Here is a 14821-nt window from a genome sequence, read left to right on the forward strand (position 1 = left end):
GCTCCTTTTACCCAGTGATGGGGGCTGAGCAAAAGGAGCTTTTGGAAGGGACCGGGAATTGGGTCAGGAAATCGGCCTGGTCGGGGCCGGGAAGTACGGCCGAAGGCCCGGCCGGAGGAGGCGGCAGCGGCTACTGCCCAGCCTTCTCCTTTTTCAGGCGCTCGAGCAGATCGGCCTGGACTTCGCGGCGGCGAATCTTGCCCATCTGGTCCTTCGTTAGGGACTCAAAGTGGTAGAAGGTGCGCGGCACCTTGTAGCGGGTGAGCCGCTCGCGGCAGAATTCCTTCAAGCCTTCTGGGTCGAGCGCCGCGCCGTCGGCCAGGTCGATGCAGGCCACGACGTCCTCAGAGCCGTCGGAGCGCGGGCGGCCGACCACGGCGACGTCGTCAATGGCAGGGTGCTTACGCAGTACTTCCTCAACTTCACCTGGGTAGACGTTGAAGCCGCCGGTGATAATGATTTCCTTGATGCGGGAGACCAGGCGGATGAAGCCGTCTTCTTCCATGATGCCCATGTCACCGGTGCGGAACCAGCCGTTGTGGAAGGCGGCTTCGGTGGCCTCCGGGTTGTTGAGGTAGCCCTTGAACACCTGGTGGCCGCGTGCGAGGACCTCGCCCTCGACGCCGTCCGGCTGGGTCTCATCCAGGTTGTCCGGGTTCGCAATGCGCACCTCGGTGTCCGGGAATGGGATTCCCACGTAGCCTGGGCGGCGGTCGGTGCTCATCGGGTTGCCCACGATGATGGGGGAGCACTCGGTTAGGCCGTAGCCCTCAACCAGCAAGCCGCCGGTGTATTGCTCCCACTTCTCTACGGTGTCCACCGGCAAAGTCGAGGCGCCGGAGAATGCCGCACGCACGCCCTTGATGTCGATGTTCTGCTCCTCAGCAGACTCGACGATGCGCTCGTAGAGAGTCGGCACACCTGGAACCCACGTCGGAGTGTGCTTCTTCATCAAGTCCATGATGAGCGTAATGTCCGGCTTTGGAATGATGACCAGCTCGCCGCCGATAAGTGGTTGCAGGACCACGTTCATAACCAGGCCATAAGCGTGGAAGAAAGGCAGCGCGCAAAGCATGCGCTCCGGCTTGTCGCCCAGGCCAGGGACCCAGTGCTTGCCCTGCAAAATGACGGCGAAGAAGTTGCCGTGCGAAAGCTGCGCGCCCTTCGGCTGCCCCGTAGTGCCGGAAGTGTACATGATGACGGCAATGGTGTCCTTGGTGATGTCCGCCGGAGGCTCGACGTCGCGCCCGTCGCCGCCGATGGCATTGCCCACCAGGCTGTCCCAGGTGACGGTGTTTTTGGCATGCGCCGATAGCTGCCCGCGCTTGGACTTCAAGAAAGGCAGGTACTTGAGGGCGAGCTTCTGGGCGGTCGGCATCGCATCAATCATGTTGATGGAGATGACCGTCTCCAGATTGGTGGTGCCGCGTAGTTTCTCCAGGGTAGAAGCCGTCTTGTCCCAGGCAATAGCGATGCGGGCGCCGTGGTCCTTGAACAGACCTTCCAGCTCGTGCGCAGTGTAGAGCGGGTTGTGGAGGACCGCGATGGCACCCAGCTTCAAGATGGCGTAAAAAGCAACTACGTACTGCGGGCAGTTCGGTGCCACGATGGCCACCTTGTCACCCGGGCGCACGCCGAATGCACGCAGGCCGGCGGCGGCGCGACGGACCTGCTTGTCCATCTCCGCGAAGGTCTGGGTCTTGCCAAAGAAGTAAGTCGCTGGCTTGTCAGGGTTGATTGCCAGGTTGTTGTCGTAAATATCGAGGAGAGTGGTATCTCCGTAGTCAAGGTTATGCGGGGTCCATTCTGGGTAGAACTGGAGCCATTCCTTGGTGTCGAATGCCGACATGGGGTTCAGCACCTTTCGGTTGCGTAAGTTTTAGCATGGGCCAGTATAGCCCCGAATCCGGATGACTAGACTGTATGCCTATGCGCATCGCAATGATTTCACTCCACACCTCGCCCATCGAGCAGCCGGGGTCCGGTGATGCAGGTGGAATGAACGTCTACGTCATCAACATTGCTCGCCAACTTGCCCGGCAGGGCGTCGACGTCGACATTTTCACGCGAGCCACGCGTCCCAGCCAAGGCGAGGCCGTCGAGGTCGAGGAGCACCTGCGCGTCATCAACATCGTTGCGGGGCCTTACGAGGGTCTTGATAAGGAAGACCTCCCCACGCAGCTGGCAGCATTCGCGGGTGGGCTCGTGCAGTTCGTCAAGTGCTTCAATCTTGATTACGACCTCATCCACACGCACTACTGGCTCTCCGGCCAAGTGGGCTGGCTGCTGCGCGATCTCTGGGGCGTCCCGCTCGTCCATACCGCGCACACCCTGGCTGCTGTGAAGAATGCGCACCGCACCGCCGATGACACCCGGGAATCGGAAGCCCGTCGCATCTGCGAGCAGCAGCTGGTGGATAACGCGGATCTCCTCGTGGTGAATACAGAGCAGGAGACTCGCGATCTCGTCGAGCATTACGACGCCGAGCCTTCTCGCATCAAGGTGGTCTCGCCGGGCGCCGACACCGAGCTGTTTACACCTGGCACCGACCGCAACACCGAGCGCTCGCGCCGTGAGTTGGGCATTCCTATCCACACCAAGGTCGTGGCCTTCGTGGGCCGACTGCAGAAGTTCAAGGGCCCGGAGGTTCTCATTCGTGCAACCGCTGAGCTCATTGAGCGCGATCGTTATCGCAATATCCGCGTGCTGTTCTGCGGCGGCCCATCGGGTGCGAACTCGACGCCGGAGTACTACCAGAACCTGGTGCACAAGCTGGGGCTTTCCAAGCACGTGCGCTTTCTTAGTCCGCGTCCGCCGGAGGAGTTGGTCTCTATTTACCGCGCGGCCGACGTTGTGGCGGTGCCCAGCTACAATGAGTCCTTCGGGTTGGTGGCTTTGGAGGCTCAGGCCTCGGGCACCCCGGTCATCGCCTCCCGCGTCGGCGGCCTGCCCATCGCCGTGGCGGATGGGGAGACGGGTGAGCTAGTCGATGGTCACTCGCCGGAGGCCTGGGCGGATGCCTTGGAGCACTTGCTTGACGACGACCCGCTGCGCATCAGCATGGGCGAAGCCGCCGTGGGGCATGCGGCGAAGTTCAGCTGGGCCCAGTCCGCAAGCGTTCTTGCCCAGATCTACGAGGAAGCCCTGCACATCGAGGTCCCGGATTGCCATGCGCGCCGGGCAATTGGTTACTAAGTAGCGGGAGAAAAGACTTGATGTCTAAAGGCATGACTTTTTTGCGCACTCTCCGCTTAGGCGATGTGCTGCTTGCGGGCTTGGCCGTGCTACTGGCGCTCTTGTACACCCTGGTACCGGGGCCGCTGCCTATGGAGATCCACATCGTGCAAGCTGTGGTTTCGTGGGCCTTTGTCCCGTTCTTTCTCATTTGGCGGTCGCGGCCTGTCATTGCTCCGGTAGGGATGATTTTCTGTCTAGGGGCATGGGCAATTACCTGGATGCTGGCGCTCCCGACGAATTCTGGATTCTCTCCGTGGTTGGTTGCTGCTCCTTTAGCTGTTTATTCTTCTGCGCGTTTATGTGAAGAACGGTGGATTCCAAAGGCTATTCTCGGCGCAACGTTCGCTGGCACTTTCGCTTCGCCGTTCATGTGGAAGCTGCAACCAGACCTGACCGAGCGATACCGAAGCGGAACGGATTTTCTATTTACTTTCCTTTTCCACTGGCTACTTTTGTTACTCGTTTATGTAGTTGCGGTGCGTTTGCGTGACAAGGAGGTGGAACGGCAGGCGCGACAGCGTGAAGCTCAGGAAGAAGAGCGGCTTCTTATCGCGCGTGAACTACATGACGTACTAGCTCATTCGTTGACCCTCATCAAAGTTCAAGCAAATGCTGGTCTTGTTGCTTCGGGGACATCGGAGGAAGCATTGCGAACTATCCGAACTGAAGCGGACGGAGCGCTCGCGGAGGTGCGTTCAATTGTGTCCTCGCTACGGGCGCCGACAACGCGCGAGCCATCTCGCCAACTATCCGATATTCCCAAGGTCGTGGAAGGTTTTCGCGCTGCAGGCCTTGATATCAGCGCAGATTTACCGAATACCCCGGTGACTCTTCCTGCGCTAACCCAATTGGCTTTGGTCCGGATTATCACGGAGGCACTGACTAATGTGCTTCGCCACCAAGGGACAGGGGCGACAGTTCGCCTGAAACTTTCTGATTCTGCTGCGCTGAGTGTTGAGTCATGGGGTAGACCACAAGGAGAGACATCAGGAGCCGGTGTAGGTTTGGTGGGAATCGCCGAAAGGGCTACAGCATTGGGTGGCTGGGTGCGTACCTCCGGAGACGCTCGGCACTTCCTAGTGGAAGCACAATTTCCGCAGAGGACAACATAATGATTCGAGTACTTCTTGCTGATGACCAGCCGCTGCTGCGCAGTGCGTTGGAAACCATTCTTAATGCCGCAGGGGACATTAAGGTCGTTGCCGCGGTCGGTGATGGGCAAGCAGCCGTCGAGGCTGCAGCTGCGCATTCGCTCGATATTGCGATTCTTGATATTCGGATGCCGGGAATGGATGGAATTGCTGCGGCAAACGCGCTTTTGGCGAGGAACGCCTCACTCCGAGTAATCATGCTTACGACGTTCAATGAAGAGGAGCTGGTTCGTTCTGCATTGCTCGCGGGAGTTCATGGTTTCCTCCTCAAGGACTCTGATCCGGAGGTGCTCGTTGGGGCTGTTCGTGCGGTTTATGCAGGAGAAGCCGTCCTAGCAAGCGGAGTGACCGGAACCGTTTTGGAGGGGTATCGCGCAGCGATTGCTGGACGAGCCGAACTATCAGCAGCGCAAAGGCAGGGGCTTGCGTTGGTGACTCGACGCGAGTTGGAAGTGCTGCGGCTGATCACTAGTGGCGCGACTAACCGGGAAATTGCCCAAGAACTCGTCCTCGCTGAGACCACCGTAAAGACGCACGTTTCCTCGCTCATGTCGAAGCTGCAAGCTAGGGACCGCGTGGCTTTGGTGTTGCTAGGCCAAAAAGTCCTACTGCAGTAGGAGAACTTCAGGCCAAGGTTGGTTCTGCTGGGGGATACAGGAAAGAAGCTACGGCGACATACTTCTTTCATGTCCTCATCACTTAGCTTGTCACGTGTCACCAAGTCGTTCGGGAACCAGCGAGTCCTCAACGACGTCTCGCTTTCAGTAACTCCTGGACGAGTACATGCTTTGCTTGGGCGAAACGGCGCGGGAAAGTCCACCCTGATGTCTATTTTGTTGGGACTTTCATCTGCAGATTCTGGAACCATCGGTGAGCTGCCTACGGTCGGTGCGTCCTTGAACGGACCAGCTTTCTACGGTCACCTCAGCGCACGGAATAACCTCCTTGTGCACACAAGATTGCTTGGTCTGCCCGCGGAGGAGGCAGATCGGGCTCTTGCTGTGGTTGGGCTGGTGGACGTCGGCGGCAAGAAAGCCAAGAGTTTTTCCACCGGAATGAAAGCTAGGTTGGCCCTAGGACAAGCGATTCTCGGAGACCCCGAAGTGCTCGTACTTGATGAGCCGCAAAATGGCCTTGACCCGCAAGGAATCAGCGAGCTACGCGAGCTGCTGCGTGACTGGGCTGCGCGAGGCGGCACGGTTCTAGTTAGTTCTCACCAACTGGGGGAAGTACTTCATCTCGCAGATGACATTTCTGTGCTGGCACAAGGTGAAATCGTTTATTCGGGGCCTCTGCGTGATTTGGCTCCGGTAGGAAACTTGGAAGAGGAGTTCTTCCGCCTCACCGCAGGGGGACGCAATGTTTAGGCGTCAACTTTGCGCAGAGCTGCTGCGCGCTCGCGGTACTTCGTTGGTGTGGCTGCCTTTGATAGCCGTGCCTTTGGTCCTTCTGACATATAACCTTTCTCGCCTTGCATCTCCTGCCACCGATGCGACGGGCGTACTCATGTGGCAATCAATGTATGTCACTGGGATGGCGGCTCCACTTGTTGCAATGTTTGCTGCAGCTGCGGAGGCACGGGAGAAGCGTGCTCGGTTTGGCGGGACGCATATGCGTTTGGCGGGGCTTCCGAAGGTGCGAAGGACGCGATTCTTGAATGCCGAAAGGTTGGCCCGCCTCCTCGTTGTCCTCCTCAGCATCGCTGTGTTTCATGTAATTAATTTCGGCGGAAGTTGGTTGGCCGTCTATTCGCGCGAGAATAGCTCACGCATTCTCGCTGTCGGTGTGCTGTGCTTTGTCGGCTCGATTGGCATTGCTGGATTGGCAGCAGCAGTAGCACGCCTGACCAACTTGGTAGTGACACTCGTAGTGTTTGTTATCTGGCAACTATTCTTTGCCCTAAATCCCGTCGTGGAAGCCGACAATTGGTGGATTTGCCCGCCTGCGTGGCCGGTGCGAGCTGTACTGCCGATTATGGGTATTCACCGAAACTCCGTTCCACTTGAGCCGGGTGCGCCTTTGGCAGCTGAGAAACCGTGGACCGCACTAGCTTTGTGTGTTCTTCTTGCTCTGGTGGGAATTGCAGTAGCGCTCTGGGCACCAGATGGCTGGCACCCACGGCTAGTCCGACGCTCGAAAGTGGCAGCAAATGAACCTGGGGTGGGATGGAAGCCCGCTGTGGTTAAAAGGGATTGCGCACAACGGCCATGGCCATTTTTAGCGCTTTGCTTTGCGGCTACGACACCAGCGCTAGTGGCCTGCATGGTTCTCAGCGCAATGCTGATGGTGTTTACCGCTTTGCTCTACCCGGCCTCTTATGTCCATGGCCTGTTCGTGTTCGGCATTTTGCCCATCGGATCGGGGCTTGCACCCGTGCTGGGATGGGCTGCACTGCGCGATAGTTGGCCGTTGATGTTGCTCGAATATCGAGGGTGTCGAAGCACCTTGATCTACTGGTTAATCAGCGTGGTCGCTGTAATGTCAGCATGCAGCTTGCTTGCTGGGCTCATTGCTGGCGGTGCGCTTGGCGATGAGCTTCGCCGCCTCGTGCTCAGCATCGCAGTGGGCACCATTATCGCTTTGGCAAGCTTGCTATTAAATGCCCGATTCGGGAGCACGTTCACGCTTGCTCTGAGCATCGTGTTTGCGATCATTTCGCTTACGTTGGGCGGAGATGTCCTAGCGAATACTCCATTGTGGACTGTAGCCTTTAGCGCTTGGCCGGAGACGGTCACGAATATCGGCCGAATGACAGTAGCGATACCCGTGATTGTGGTAGCGCTCGCATCCCTTTGTTTCTGCTGGCAGAAGAAGGCTCCCATGGTCGGGAGCTCAGATTCTTAACCCGTGAGTGACTTCGTCCAAGAAGTCCACCAGAACTTCGCCCCAGAGCGCCTGCTTGACCAGCATGCCCCAGCCGCGGCCACGGGCGCGGCGGCAGCTTGCAGCATCTCTTCGGTCCACTCGCGTTCGATGGGGCCTTCGGCGGTGGGGACGTCGAGGTCAGCAATTGAGAGGATTTCACCGTTGCCCGCGAGATAACCCACCAGTGCACTGTCCGCCTCGTGGCACACGCGCAGTGCCAGGGAAGGGGAATCGTTAGTTTCCAAGTGGGGTGGGGCTATCTGAATGACGTGCATGGCAGCTTCTGCTCTCGGTGAGTGTTTTCCATTTAATTGTGATTTAGATTTCTTGAGCAATAAAAGCCCATTGTAGGGAGTTTTCGGTTACCTCCGAAGGCTAAAAGTTGCAGCGCGGACTATTAAAAACTGGCATGCTTGTAGGCATGACTAACGGAAAGCTCATTCTTCTTCGACACGGACAATCCCAGTGGAACGAATCCAACCAGTTCACCGGTTGGGTAGACGTTGACCTCACCGCAAAGGGCGAGGCAGAGGCAAAGCGCGGCGGCGAGCTGCTCAAGGAGCAGGGCATCCTGCCAGATGTTCTCTACACCTCCCTCCTGCGCCGTGCTATCCGCACCGCAAACATCGCTCTTAATGCTGCTGACCGCCACTGGATTCCGGTCGTACGCGACTGGCGTCTTAACGAGCGTCACTACGGCGCTCTGCAGGGCCTCAACAAGGCTGAGACCAAGGAGAAGTACGGCGAGGAGCAGTTCATGGCATGGCGCCGCTCCTACGGCACCCCGCCACCAGAGCTGGAAGATTCCTCCGAGTACTCCCAGTCCAATGATCCGCGCTACGCAGACCTCGACCAGGTCCCACGCACCGAGTGCCTGAAGGACGTCGTCGAGCGCTTTGTTCCTTACTTTGAGGAAGAGATCCTTCCGCGCGCCAAGAAGGGCGAGGTTGTCCTCATCGCTGCCCACGGTAACTCCCTGCGCGCACTGGTTAAGCACCTCGACAACATCTCTGACGAGGACATTGCTGGTCTGAACATTCCTACCGGTATTCCGCTGGTCTACGAGATTGCGGAAGACGGCAGCGTAGTCAACCCAGGCGGTACCTACTTGGATCCTGAAGCAGCCGCAGCTGGCGCAGCCGCTGTTGCCGCACAGGGGGCCAAGTAAGTACCTTTAAGACTCCATAGAGTTCCCAGGGGGTTTATACTCCCTGGGGATTGTTGCGTTTTAACTATTTAACTTTTTAGTGGACTCGTGGAACTAGTTTTAGCTTTCTTTGCCGGCGTGGTCGTGTGCGGCCTCGCCCTACCGGTGATCACGTGGTTCCGCGGGCGCTGGGAGCGTTACCGCAAGTCCAACGAAGCCGATGCAAACCAGGTCACCACCGTGAGCCAGGTGCTGCACCTCGCAATCCAAGGCGCACCGACCGGCATCACCGTGCTCTCCCGGGCAAAGGAAGTCATTCTTTCCAATCCCTCTGCGCATGAGATGTCGCTGGTCCATGACAGGTCTGTTAATCCTGACATCTGGAAGGTCGCTGAAGAGGTCTTTGAGGACAAGGAAACTCGCTCGCTGGACCTTTCCATCCCCAAGCGCCGCACGGGAAACCGCGTCACGCAGGTGTTGGCGGTGGTCAAACCGCTGACGCTTAACGACGACCGCTTTGTCATCGTGTACGGCACAGATGAGTCGGAGTCCGTGCGCATGGAGGCAGCACGTCGCGACTTTGTGGCCAACGTCTCCCATGAACTCAAGACCCCTGTCGGCGGCATCGCATTGCTGGCGGAGGCTCTGCTTAATGACCCGACTGACGTTGAAACCGTGGAGTACTTCGGTGGCAAACTACAAAAAGAAGCCAGCCGCATGGCGGATATGGTCAACGAGCTTATTTCCCTATCTAAGTTGCAAGGCGCAGAGGCGCTACCGGAGATGGAGCCGCTGAATCTAGATGAACTAGTTGATGAGGCAATCTCCCGCAACCAGCTGGCAGCCGATTCACATCAGATTGAACTTACCCGCGGCAAGCCGGTGGGAGTGCAGGTCAAAGGCGATAAGGCTCTGCTTATCACCGCTATTTCCAACCTCATTTCCAATGCCATCCACTACTCGCCGGATGAGATGCCGGTGTCGGTGACTCTCAAGATCGTCGGTACCGACATCGTGCTCGTACGCGTGACTGACCGCGGAATCGGTATCGCCCCGGAGGACCAAAAGCGAGTCTTCGAGCGCTTCTTCCGCGTGGATAAGGCCCGCTCCCGCCAGACTGGCGGAACGGGCTTAGGTTTGGCCATCGTCAAGCACGTGGTGGCCAACCACGGCGGAAATATTAAGCTGTGGTCGCGGCCGGGCACGGGTTCGACCTTCACGATCGAGCTGCCTATTTATAAAGACGAAACTGCAGCGGATAACGTAGAGAATCAGGATAATGAAGTAGATGGTGCCATCGGCTCAGCTGCGCCTGGGCTTCCTCGTGCCGTCGCTCGCGTAGCCGCACGTCGAAAGGACAAAGCACAATGACCAACATCCTCATCGTTGAAGATGAAGAGTCGCTGGCGGACCCGTTAGCGTTCCTCCTCCGGAAGGAAGGCTTCGACGTAATCCTCGCTTCGGACGGACCCACCGCCCTGGAGCAGTTCGCCAACAACACCGTTGACATTGTGCTTTTGGACCTCATGCTGCCGGGAATGTCCGGCACCGATGTGTGCAAGCAACTGCGTGCCACCTCCTCGGTTCCCGTTATCATGGTGACGGCTCGTGACTCGGAGATCGACAAGGTCGTTGGCCTCGAGCTGGGCGCTGACGACTACGTGACCAAGCCTTATTCTTCCCGCGAACTCATCGCGCGCATTCGCGCTGTCTTGCGCCGCGGGCATGACGTTTCGGCTGAGTCCCAAGAAGAAGAGCTCGAGGAGCAGATTCTGGAGGGCGGCCGCGTGCGTATGGACGTGGAGCGCCACATCGTCATGGTGGACGGCGAGGAAGTATCTATGCCGCTCAAAGAGTTTGATTTGCTGGAGTACCTGCTGCGCAATGCGGGCCGCGTGCTGACCCGCGGGCAGCTCATCGATCGCATTTGGGGCGCCGATTACGTTGGCGACACCAAGACTCTCGACGTCCACGTCAAGCGCCTGCGCTCCAAGATTGAGGCTGAGCCCTCTCGCCCGCAGCACCTAGTTACGGTGCGTGGGCTCGGTTACAAGTTTGAGCTTTAGTAAGCGTCGGCTTTCACGCTTGCTGGGTGGCGGGTGAGTTTTACGCCTGCCGCTGCGGCCTGTGCTCGGGCCGCGCAGTGATCTGCCAAGATGGCGTAGCATTCTTCGCCCATAAGAGCGATGAGTTCGGTCTTTTGAGAGCGCCACATCGGCTCTGGTGAGGTGTGGCAGGCTGCATCCGTGGAGCAGTACCAGTCGAAGTCCTCGCCGCCGCCACCCCAGCCGCGGCGGTCATACTCACCAATGGTGGTGCGGAGGATTTCTTGGCCGTCTGGGCGCTCCTCGTATTCCTCGTGGCGGCGCAGCGGCAGCTGCCAGCACACCTCCGGTTTGACCACGGTCAGCTCTTCGCCTTCCGCCATGGCCCACTGGTGGAGCGCGCAGCCGGCGCCGGTGGCCCAGCCCGCGCGGTTGGCAAAGATGCACGCGCCATCCACGATGGGGGTCTTGAGCGCGGGTTCTGGTTCGCCGTCATCACCATCGAGCTCGTCCCACACCAGCCATGGTTCTAATTCGGTGGGATCTTCTTCGGCGAGGTATTTATCTACCCCCGCCGGGCGCAGCTGCCAATACTTGGCGGGCATGCGCTCGACGGCGTCGTATAGCTGCTCCCTATCGGTCTCGTCGGCCATGTAGGCGCCATGGACGCAGCACCCGACGTCGGTCTGCTGCTTGTCGATGCCGTGGCAGGCTGAGGTCCCAAATTGGCACGTGTAGTGCGATTCCACCCACGTCAGATCGATGGAGAAGACGTGGAGCGGGTCCGCTGGGTTGGTGAATTCGAACCATTCGCGCGGAAAATCAGGAGCCTCTTCGCGGCCCGCGAGGATGGATGCGGCGGCGGGGGAGGTAGCTGGAAAACCGAGGTAGACCTCTTTAGATTTCGGGCGATTCACACCTACCCACGGTAGACCTACTACTCTAGGAGTGTGCGATTAGGTGTATTAGACGTCGGAAGCAACACCGTTCATCTCGTTGCGGTAGACGCCGCAACGGGCGGACGCCCGAGCCCGATGAGCGATTGGAAGACCCCACTGCGCCTTGTGGAGCAGCTGGACAAGGATGGCAACATCCATGAAAAAGGCTTGAAGAAGCTGATTTCTGCCGTCGGTGAAGCGAATGAGCTGGGAAGGAAGCTGGGCTGTGATGAGTTCATGGCTTTTGCTACCTCGGCGGTTCGCTCTGCCCCGAACTCGGAGCACGTGCTCGACGCAGTGGAGAAGGAAACCGGCGTACGCCTGGAAATCCTCTCTGGTGAGGAAGAAGCGCGCCTGACGTTTCTCGCGGTTCGCCGTTGGTATGGCTGGTCGGCTGGCCGCATCACTAACCTCGATATCGGTGGTGGCTCCCTGGAGCTGTCCACGGGTGCCGATGAACACCCTGACTTGGCCTTTTCCCTTGACTTGGGTGCAGGCCGCTTGACCCACAATTGGTTTGATACCGATCCGCCTGAAAAGGCTAAGGTCAATATGCTCCGTGACTATATCGATGCTGAATTGGTAAGTGCGACTTCGCAGATGCGTGCCATGGGCGAAGCTGGCCTTGCGGTGGGTACCTCGAAAACCTTCCGTACGCTGGCCCGATTGACGGGTGCTGCGCCTTCTTCGGCGGGTCCGTATGTGAAGCGTACGCTGACTGCACCGGGTCTGCGACAGCTCATTTCCTTCATCTCCCGCATGACTGCAGCAGACAGAGCGGACCTTGAAGGAGTAAGTTCTAACCGATCGCATCAAATCGTCGCAGGCGCATTGGTGGCCGAGGCAAGCATGCGCGCCTTGGGCATTGAGAAGCTGGAGATCTGCCCGTGGGCACTCCGTGAAGGCGTGATTCTGCGACGCACCGATAAGGGACTGGAATAGGAATTAGACGTGGCTGATGAAAAACAGTTGACAGTAGCGGAGCTCCTCGCACGTAATGCGAAGGAGCACGCTGGTGCTGAATCTGAGGGCGGCTCGCGCCGTCGTCGCCGCCGCCGTAGCTTGGAAGACGGTGGCGTGTCCGTTGCCGAACTTACCGGCAACCTTGAGAAGGTAACGGCCACCCCGGCCCAGTCGAAGCACTCCAGCGTTTCCATCGACGAGACCGCACCGGTCATTCCTGCACCGAAGCAGGAAGAAGACTCCAAGAAGGCTGAAGCGCCGGAGAGCGACAAGGTCAAGGACGCTAAGACGGAGAGTGCATTCCAGCCTTCCACTGAGGACACTCACGTCATCAAGCGCGTGGACGAGAAGTCCGCGCCTAAGCAGTCCGCTGCGGCCGGCGCTGGCGTTGCTGCGGCAGCAGCAGGCGCGGGCGCTGCAGCTAAGTCTGACGCTGCCGAGAGCGGCGTCGCTAAGAGCGGCGTCGCTAAGGGCGGCGTCGCTAAGGGCGACGCGGTGAAGGGGGACAAGGCTGAGGCCACGCTTGCGGAGAAGGAATCCGACACCAAGCTTGACGACGCCCTGACCCCGCCCACCGATGGCGCAACCGAAGCTAGTGTCTCGGTAAAGGCAAGCGAGAAGGAGCTGGACAAGAAGGACCAGACTGACGTTGTTGAGACCGAGGAGGACTTCGAGGAAGAGGACGAGAAGCTCAACCCGTTCTCCGTACTTCTCCTTGCACTCATTGGCATCGTTCTTGGTGCGGTCGTCTTTAAGGGCTTTGAAATCCTGTGGGATAGCTTCTCCCGCTCTGTTGTGGCAATCCTCGCCATTGCGGTTACTGCTCTCATGGTGGCGCTCGTACACGTACTGCGCACCAACCGGGACGGCATTTCGATGACGCTGGCTGCATTCGTTGGCCTCGTGCTGACCTTCGGCCCGCTGCTCATCGTGATGTAGCACCACCGCGCTCATCGCCAAGGTTGAGCGGCCACGCTTAACGCACAGCGCGCCCCATCGTTCACTAGAACGGGGGCGCGCTTTTTGTTTGCCAACAGTGGGCTTTGGCCAGACTTCGGGCTTTCTGGCACTGTGGTGTCCATGACAAAGATTGCAGTACTTGGTGGAGGACAAATCGGTGAGGCGCTCGTTTCTGGACTCGTGAATGCGGGCTACGACGGCGCAGACATCGTGGTGACTAATCGTCGCGAGGAGCGTCGCGCTGAGCTGGAGAAGGCCTATGGTGTGAAGACGGCCAGCGATAACAAGGAAGCCGCCCAGGATGCGGACTTCGTGTTCGGCTGCGTCAAGCCTTATGCCATCGAAGAAGTCTTTGCGGAGGCCGAGCTGCCCAAGACCGCCGTCGCTGTGTCACTTGCGGCCGGCGTTCAGCTCGAAAAGCTGGAGACTGCGGCTGGTGAGGGCGTACCGGTGGTGCGTGTTATGCCAAATACCCCGATGCTCGTGGGGAAGGGCATGAGTACGGCAACTAAGGGTACCCACGTGAGCGATGAGCAGTTTGAGGGCGTCGTCAAGCTCTTGGAGGCCGTCGGTGAAGTGGCTGTGGTGGCCGAGAAGGACATCGACGCTGCTGCCGCGCTGGCGGGTTCGGCACCGGCGTACTTCTTCCTCGTGGTGGAGTCTCTGATTGATGCGGGTGTGCAGCTGGGCCTTACACGCGACGTCGCTACCAAGCTCGCCACACAGACCGCAGCGGGCGCAGGAGCGATGCTCGTGGACTCAGGTCGCGAACCGCTTGCGTTGCGCGCTGGAGTGACCTCTCCTGGTGGCACTACGGCTGCTGCGATCCGCGAGCTCGAAGAGTCGGGTATCCGAGGTGCTTTCTACCGCGCGGCTGAGGCCTGCGCGCAGCGCGCCAAGGAGCTTGGCTGGAACCCGACTTTTGTGGCCTTAAACGACATCGTTGTTATGCGGGTGTCCCCTTGAGTGGACCAAATTCTTCATAGCGTGATCCTGGTGTGACACCAGTTGTGCGGGGAGTTTGAGGTTAGCTGGGGGACACCTGAGAAAAAATTTGGCTCTTGGGTCGCATTAGTCACAGGTTTCACGCTAGGCTAGTACAAGCACGTGCGTGAATGTCCTGTGGGAGGGGAAGCCTACAGCGCGTCACGGGCTGAAGGGTTAGATTAACTATGGCTAATGAAGATAAGGGAACCTTTTTGACCATCGCCGAGGTCGCAGAGATCATGCGAGTCTCCAAGATGACTGTCTACCGTTTGGTTCACGCAGGCGAGATGCCGGCAGTTCGCGTTGGACGCTCTTTCCGTGTTCACGAGTCTGCTGTTAACGAGTACCTTGAGGCTTCCGTTTACGGAGCTTAAATTTACTCGCGCCTTTGCAGCGCCCACCTCTGTTGACCAGCTTGGTCTGCGGTGGTGGGCGCTGCCTTTTTGGTGCTCAGGTGCACTCTGGGTAAGATAGTGACCATTCGTGCCAGCGGTCCTGCGTCTTCCGCTTTTTCCGAGGAGCATTCCT

The 14821-nt window shown here is 58.7% G+C and carries 15 protein-coding genes; 12 read left to right on the top strand and 3 right to left on the bottom strand.

What is annotated here, in order from left to right:
* Positions 1-130 precede the first annotated feature (130 nt).
* Positions 131-1849 (bottom strand): long-chain-fatty-acid--CoA ligase, encoded by a 1719-nt coding sequence (locus HMPREF3153_RS03765; RefSeq protein ID WP_070420061.1) that lies wholly within the window; start codon positions 1847-1849, stop codon positions 131-133.
* An 80-nt stretch (positions 1850-1929) separates the two neighbouring features.
* Here HMPREF3153_RS03765 and mshA point away from each other — a divergent pair, with 80 nt between their 5' ends.
* The 5 genes from mshA to HMPREF3153_RS03790 all read left to right on the top strand — a co-directional run bounded on the left by mshA (position 1930) and on the right by HMPREF3153_RS03790 (position 7232).
* On the top strand, positions 1930-3195 hold the full coding sequence (gene mshA / locus HMPREF3153_RS03770) for a D-inositol-3-phosphate glycosyltransferase (protein WP_070420062.1): 1266 nt from the start codon (positions 1930-1932) through the stop codon (positions 3193-3195).
* Between the two features lie 20 nt (positions 3196-3215).
* Complete coding sequence (locus tag HMPREF3153_RS03775; protein WP_082778540.1) at positions 3216-4349, top strand: sensor histidine kinase; 1134 nt, start codon at positions 3216-3218, stop codon at positions 4347-4349.
* Positions 4349-5005, top strand: coding sequence for a response regulator (locus tag HMPREF3153_RS03780; protein ID WP_070420063.1), 657 nt, complete (start codon positions 4349-4351; stop codon positions 5003-5005). Before HMPREF3153_RS03775 ends, HMPREF3153_RS03780 begins: the two co-directional genes overlap by 1 nt.
* Positions 5006-5074: 69 nt before the next feature.
* Positions 5075-5755 (top strand): ATP-binding cassette domain-containing protein, encoded by a 681-nt coding sequence (locus tag HMPREF3153_RS03785; RefSeq protein ID WP_034656496.1) that lies wholly within the window; start codon positions 5075-5077, stop codon positions 5753-5755.
* 286 nt (positions 5756-6041) lie between these two features.
* Complete coding sequence (locus HMPREF3153_RS03790) at positions 6042-7232, top strand: ABC-2 family transporter permease (RefSeq protein ID WP_141740913.1); 1191 nt, start codon at positions 6042-6044, stop codon at positions 7230-7232.
* Here the strand turns inward: HMPREF3153_RS03790 and HMPREF3153_RS03795 are convergent.
* Positions 7229-7528: a hypothetical protein gene (locus tag HMPREF3153_RS03795; RefSeq protein WP_070420065.1), complete on the bottom strand. Its 300-nt coding sequence runs from the start codon at positions 7526-7528 to the stop codon at positions 7229-7231. The two genes, HMPREF3153_RS03790 and HMPREF3153_RS03795, sit on opposite strands and share 4 nt — an antisense overlap.
* 146 nt (positions 7529-7674) lie before the next feature.
* Between HMPREF3153_RS03795 and HMPREF3153_RS03800 the strand changes: the two genes are divergently transcribed.
* From HMPREF3153_RS03800 to HMPREF3153_RS03810, 3 genes are all read left to right on the top strand, one after another.
* Positions 7675-8421 carry a phosphoglyceromutase gene (locus tag HMPREF3153_RS03800; RefSeq protein ID WP_070420096.1) on the top strand — a complete coding sequence of 249 codons (747 nt, stop codon included), beginning with the start codon at positions 7675-7677 and terminating at the stop codon, positions 8419-8421.
* Positions 8422-8508: 87 nt separating this feature from the next.
* A complete protein-coding gene (locus tag HMPREF3153_RS03805; RefSeq protein ID WP_046645665.1) occupies positions 8509-9771 on the top strand; it encodes a sensor histidine kinase in 1263 nt (420 codons plus the stop codon).
* A complete protein-coding gene (locus tag HMPREF3153_RS03810) occupies positions 9768-10466 on the top strand; it encodes a response regulator transcription factor (protein ID WP_070420066.1) in 699 nt (232 codons plus the stop codon). The genes HMPREF3153_RS03805 and HMPREF3153_RS03810 overlap by 4 nt, the downstream gene beginning before the upstream one ends.
* On the opposite strand, the gene HMPREF3153_RS03815 is transcribed toward HMPREF3153_RS03810, so the two are convergent.
* The gene (locus tag HMPREF3153_RS03815) at positions 10463-11362 is read right to left on the bottom strand and encodes a DUF3109 family protein (protein WP_046645664.1); all 900 of its coding nucleotides are present in this window, start codon (positions 11360-11362) and stop codon (positions 10463-10465) included. The two genes, HMPREF3153_RS03810 and HMPREF3153_RS03815, sit on opposite strands and share 4 nt — an antisense overlap.
* 33 nt (positions 11363-11395) lie before the next feature.
* Between HMPREF3153_RS03815 and HMPREF3153_RS03820 the strand changes: the two genes are divergently transcribed.
* The 4 genes from HMPREF3153_RS03820 to HMPREF3153_RS03835 all read left to right on the top strand — a co-directional run bounded on the left by HMPREF3153_RS03820 (position 11396) and on the right by HMPREF3153_RS03835 (position 14667).
* Positions 11396-12325 carry a Ppx/GppA family phosphatase gene (locus tag HMPREF3153_RS03820; protein WP_080548581.1) on the top strand — a complete coding sequence of 310 codons (930 nt, stop codon included), beginning with the start codon at positions 11396-11398 and terminating at the stop codon, positions 12323-12325.
* 9 nt (positions 12326-12334) lie between these two features.
* On the top strand, positions 12335-13285 hold the full coding sequence (locus HMPREF3153_RS03825; RefSeq protein ID WP_070420067.1) for a hypothetical protein: 951 nt from the start codon (positions 12335-12337) through the stop codon (positions 13283-13285).
* A 141-nt stretch (positions 13286-13426) separates the two neighbouring features.
* Complete coding sequence (gene proC, locus HMPREF3153_RS03830) at positions 13427-14272, top strand: pyrroline-5-carboxylate reductase (RefSeq protein WP_070420068.1); 846 nt, start codon at positions 13427-13429, stop codon at positions 14270-14272.
* A gap of 206 nt (positions 14273-14478) precedes the next feature.
* On the top strand, positions 14479-14667 hold the full coding sequence (locus HMPREF3153_RS03835) for a helix-turn-helix domain-containing protein (RefSeq protein WP_005527601.1): 189 nt from the start codon (positions 14479-14481) through the stop codon (positions 14665-14667).
* The last annotated feature ends 154 nt before the right edge of the window (positions 14668-14821 follow it).

Origin of the sequence: Corynebacterium sp. HMSC06C06 (assembly GCF_001807295.1) — a bacterium.
Lineage (GTDB): Bacteria > Actinomycetota > Actinomycetes > Mycobacteriales > Mycobacteriaceae > Corynebacterium > Corynebacterium striatum.

Bases quoted from the DNA above. Each gene is read 5' to 3' on its own strand.
- HMPREF3153_RS03765 (WP_070420061.1), bottom strand. From the start codon at position 1,849: ATGTCGGCATTCGACACCAAGGAATGGCTCCAGTTCTACCCAGAATGG.
- mshA (WP_070420062.1), top strand. From the start codon at position 1,930: ATGCGCATCGCAATGATTTCACTCCACACCTCGCCCATCGAGCAGCCG.
- HMPREF3153_RS03775 (WP_082778540.1), top strand. From the start codon at position 3,216: ATGTCTAAAGGCATGACTTTTTTGCGCACTCTCCGCTTAGGCGATGTG.
- HMPREF3153_RS03780 (WP_070420063.1), top strand. From the start codon at position 4,349: ATGATTCGAGTACTTCTTGCTGATGACCAGCCGCTGCTGCGCAGTGCG.
- HMPREF3153_RS03785 (WP_034656496.1), top strand. From the start codon at position 5,075: ATGTCCTCATCACTTAGCTTGTCACGTGTCACCAAGTCGTTCGGGAAC.
- HMPREF3153_RS03795 (WP_070420065.1), bottom strand. From the start codon at position 7,528: ATGCACGTCATTCAGATAGCCCCACCCCACTTGGAAACTAACGATTCC.
- HMPREF3153_RS03800 (WP_070420096.1), top strand. From the start codon at position 7,675: ATGACTAACGGAAAGCTCATTCTTCTTCGACACGGACAATCCCAGTGG.
- HMPREF3153_RS03810 (WP_070420066.1), top strand. From the start codon at position 9,768: ATGACCAACATCCTCATCGTTGAAGATGAAGAGTCGCTGGCGGACCCG.
- proC (WP_070420068.1), top strand. From the start codon at position 13,427: ATGACAAAGATTGCAGTACTTGGTGGAGGACAAATCGGTGAGGCGCTC.
- HMPREF3153_RS03835 (WP_005527601.1), top strand. From the start codon at position 14,479: ATGGCTAATGAAGATAAGGGAACCTTTTTGACCATCGCCGAGGTCGCA.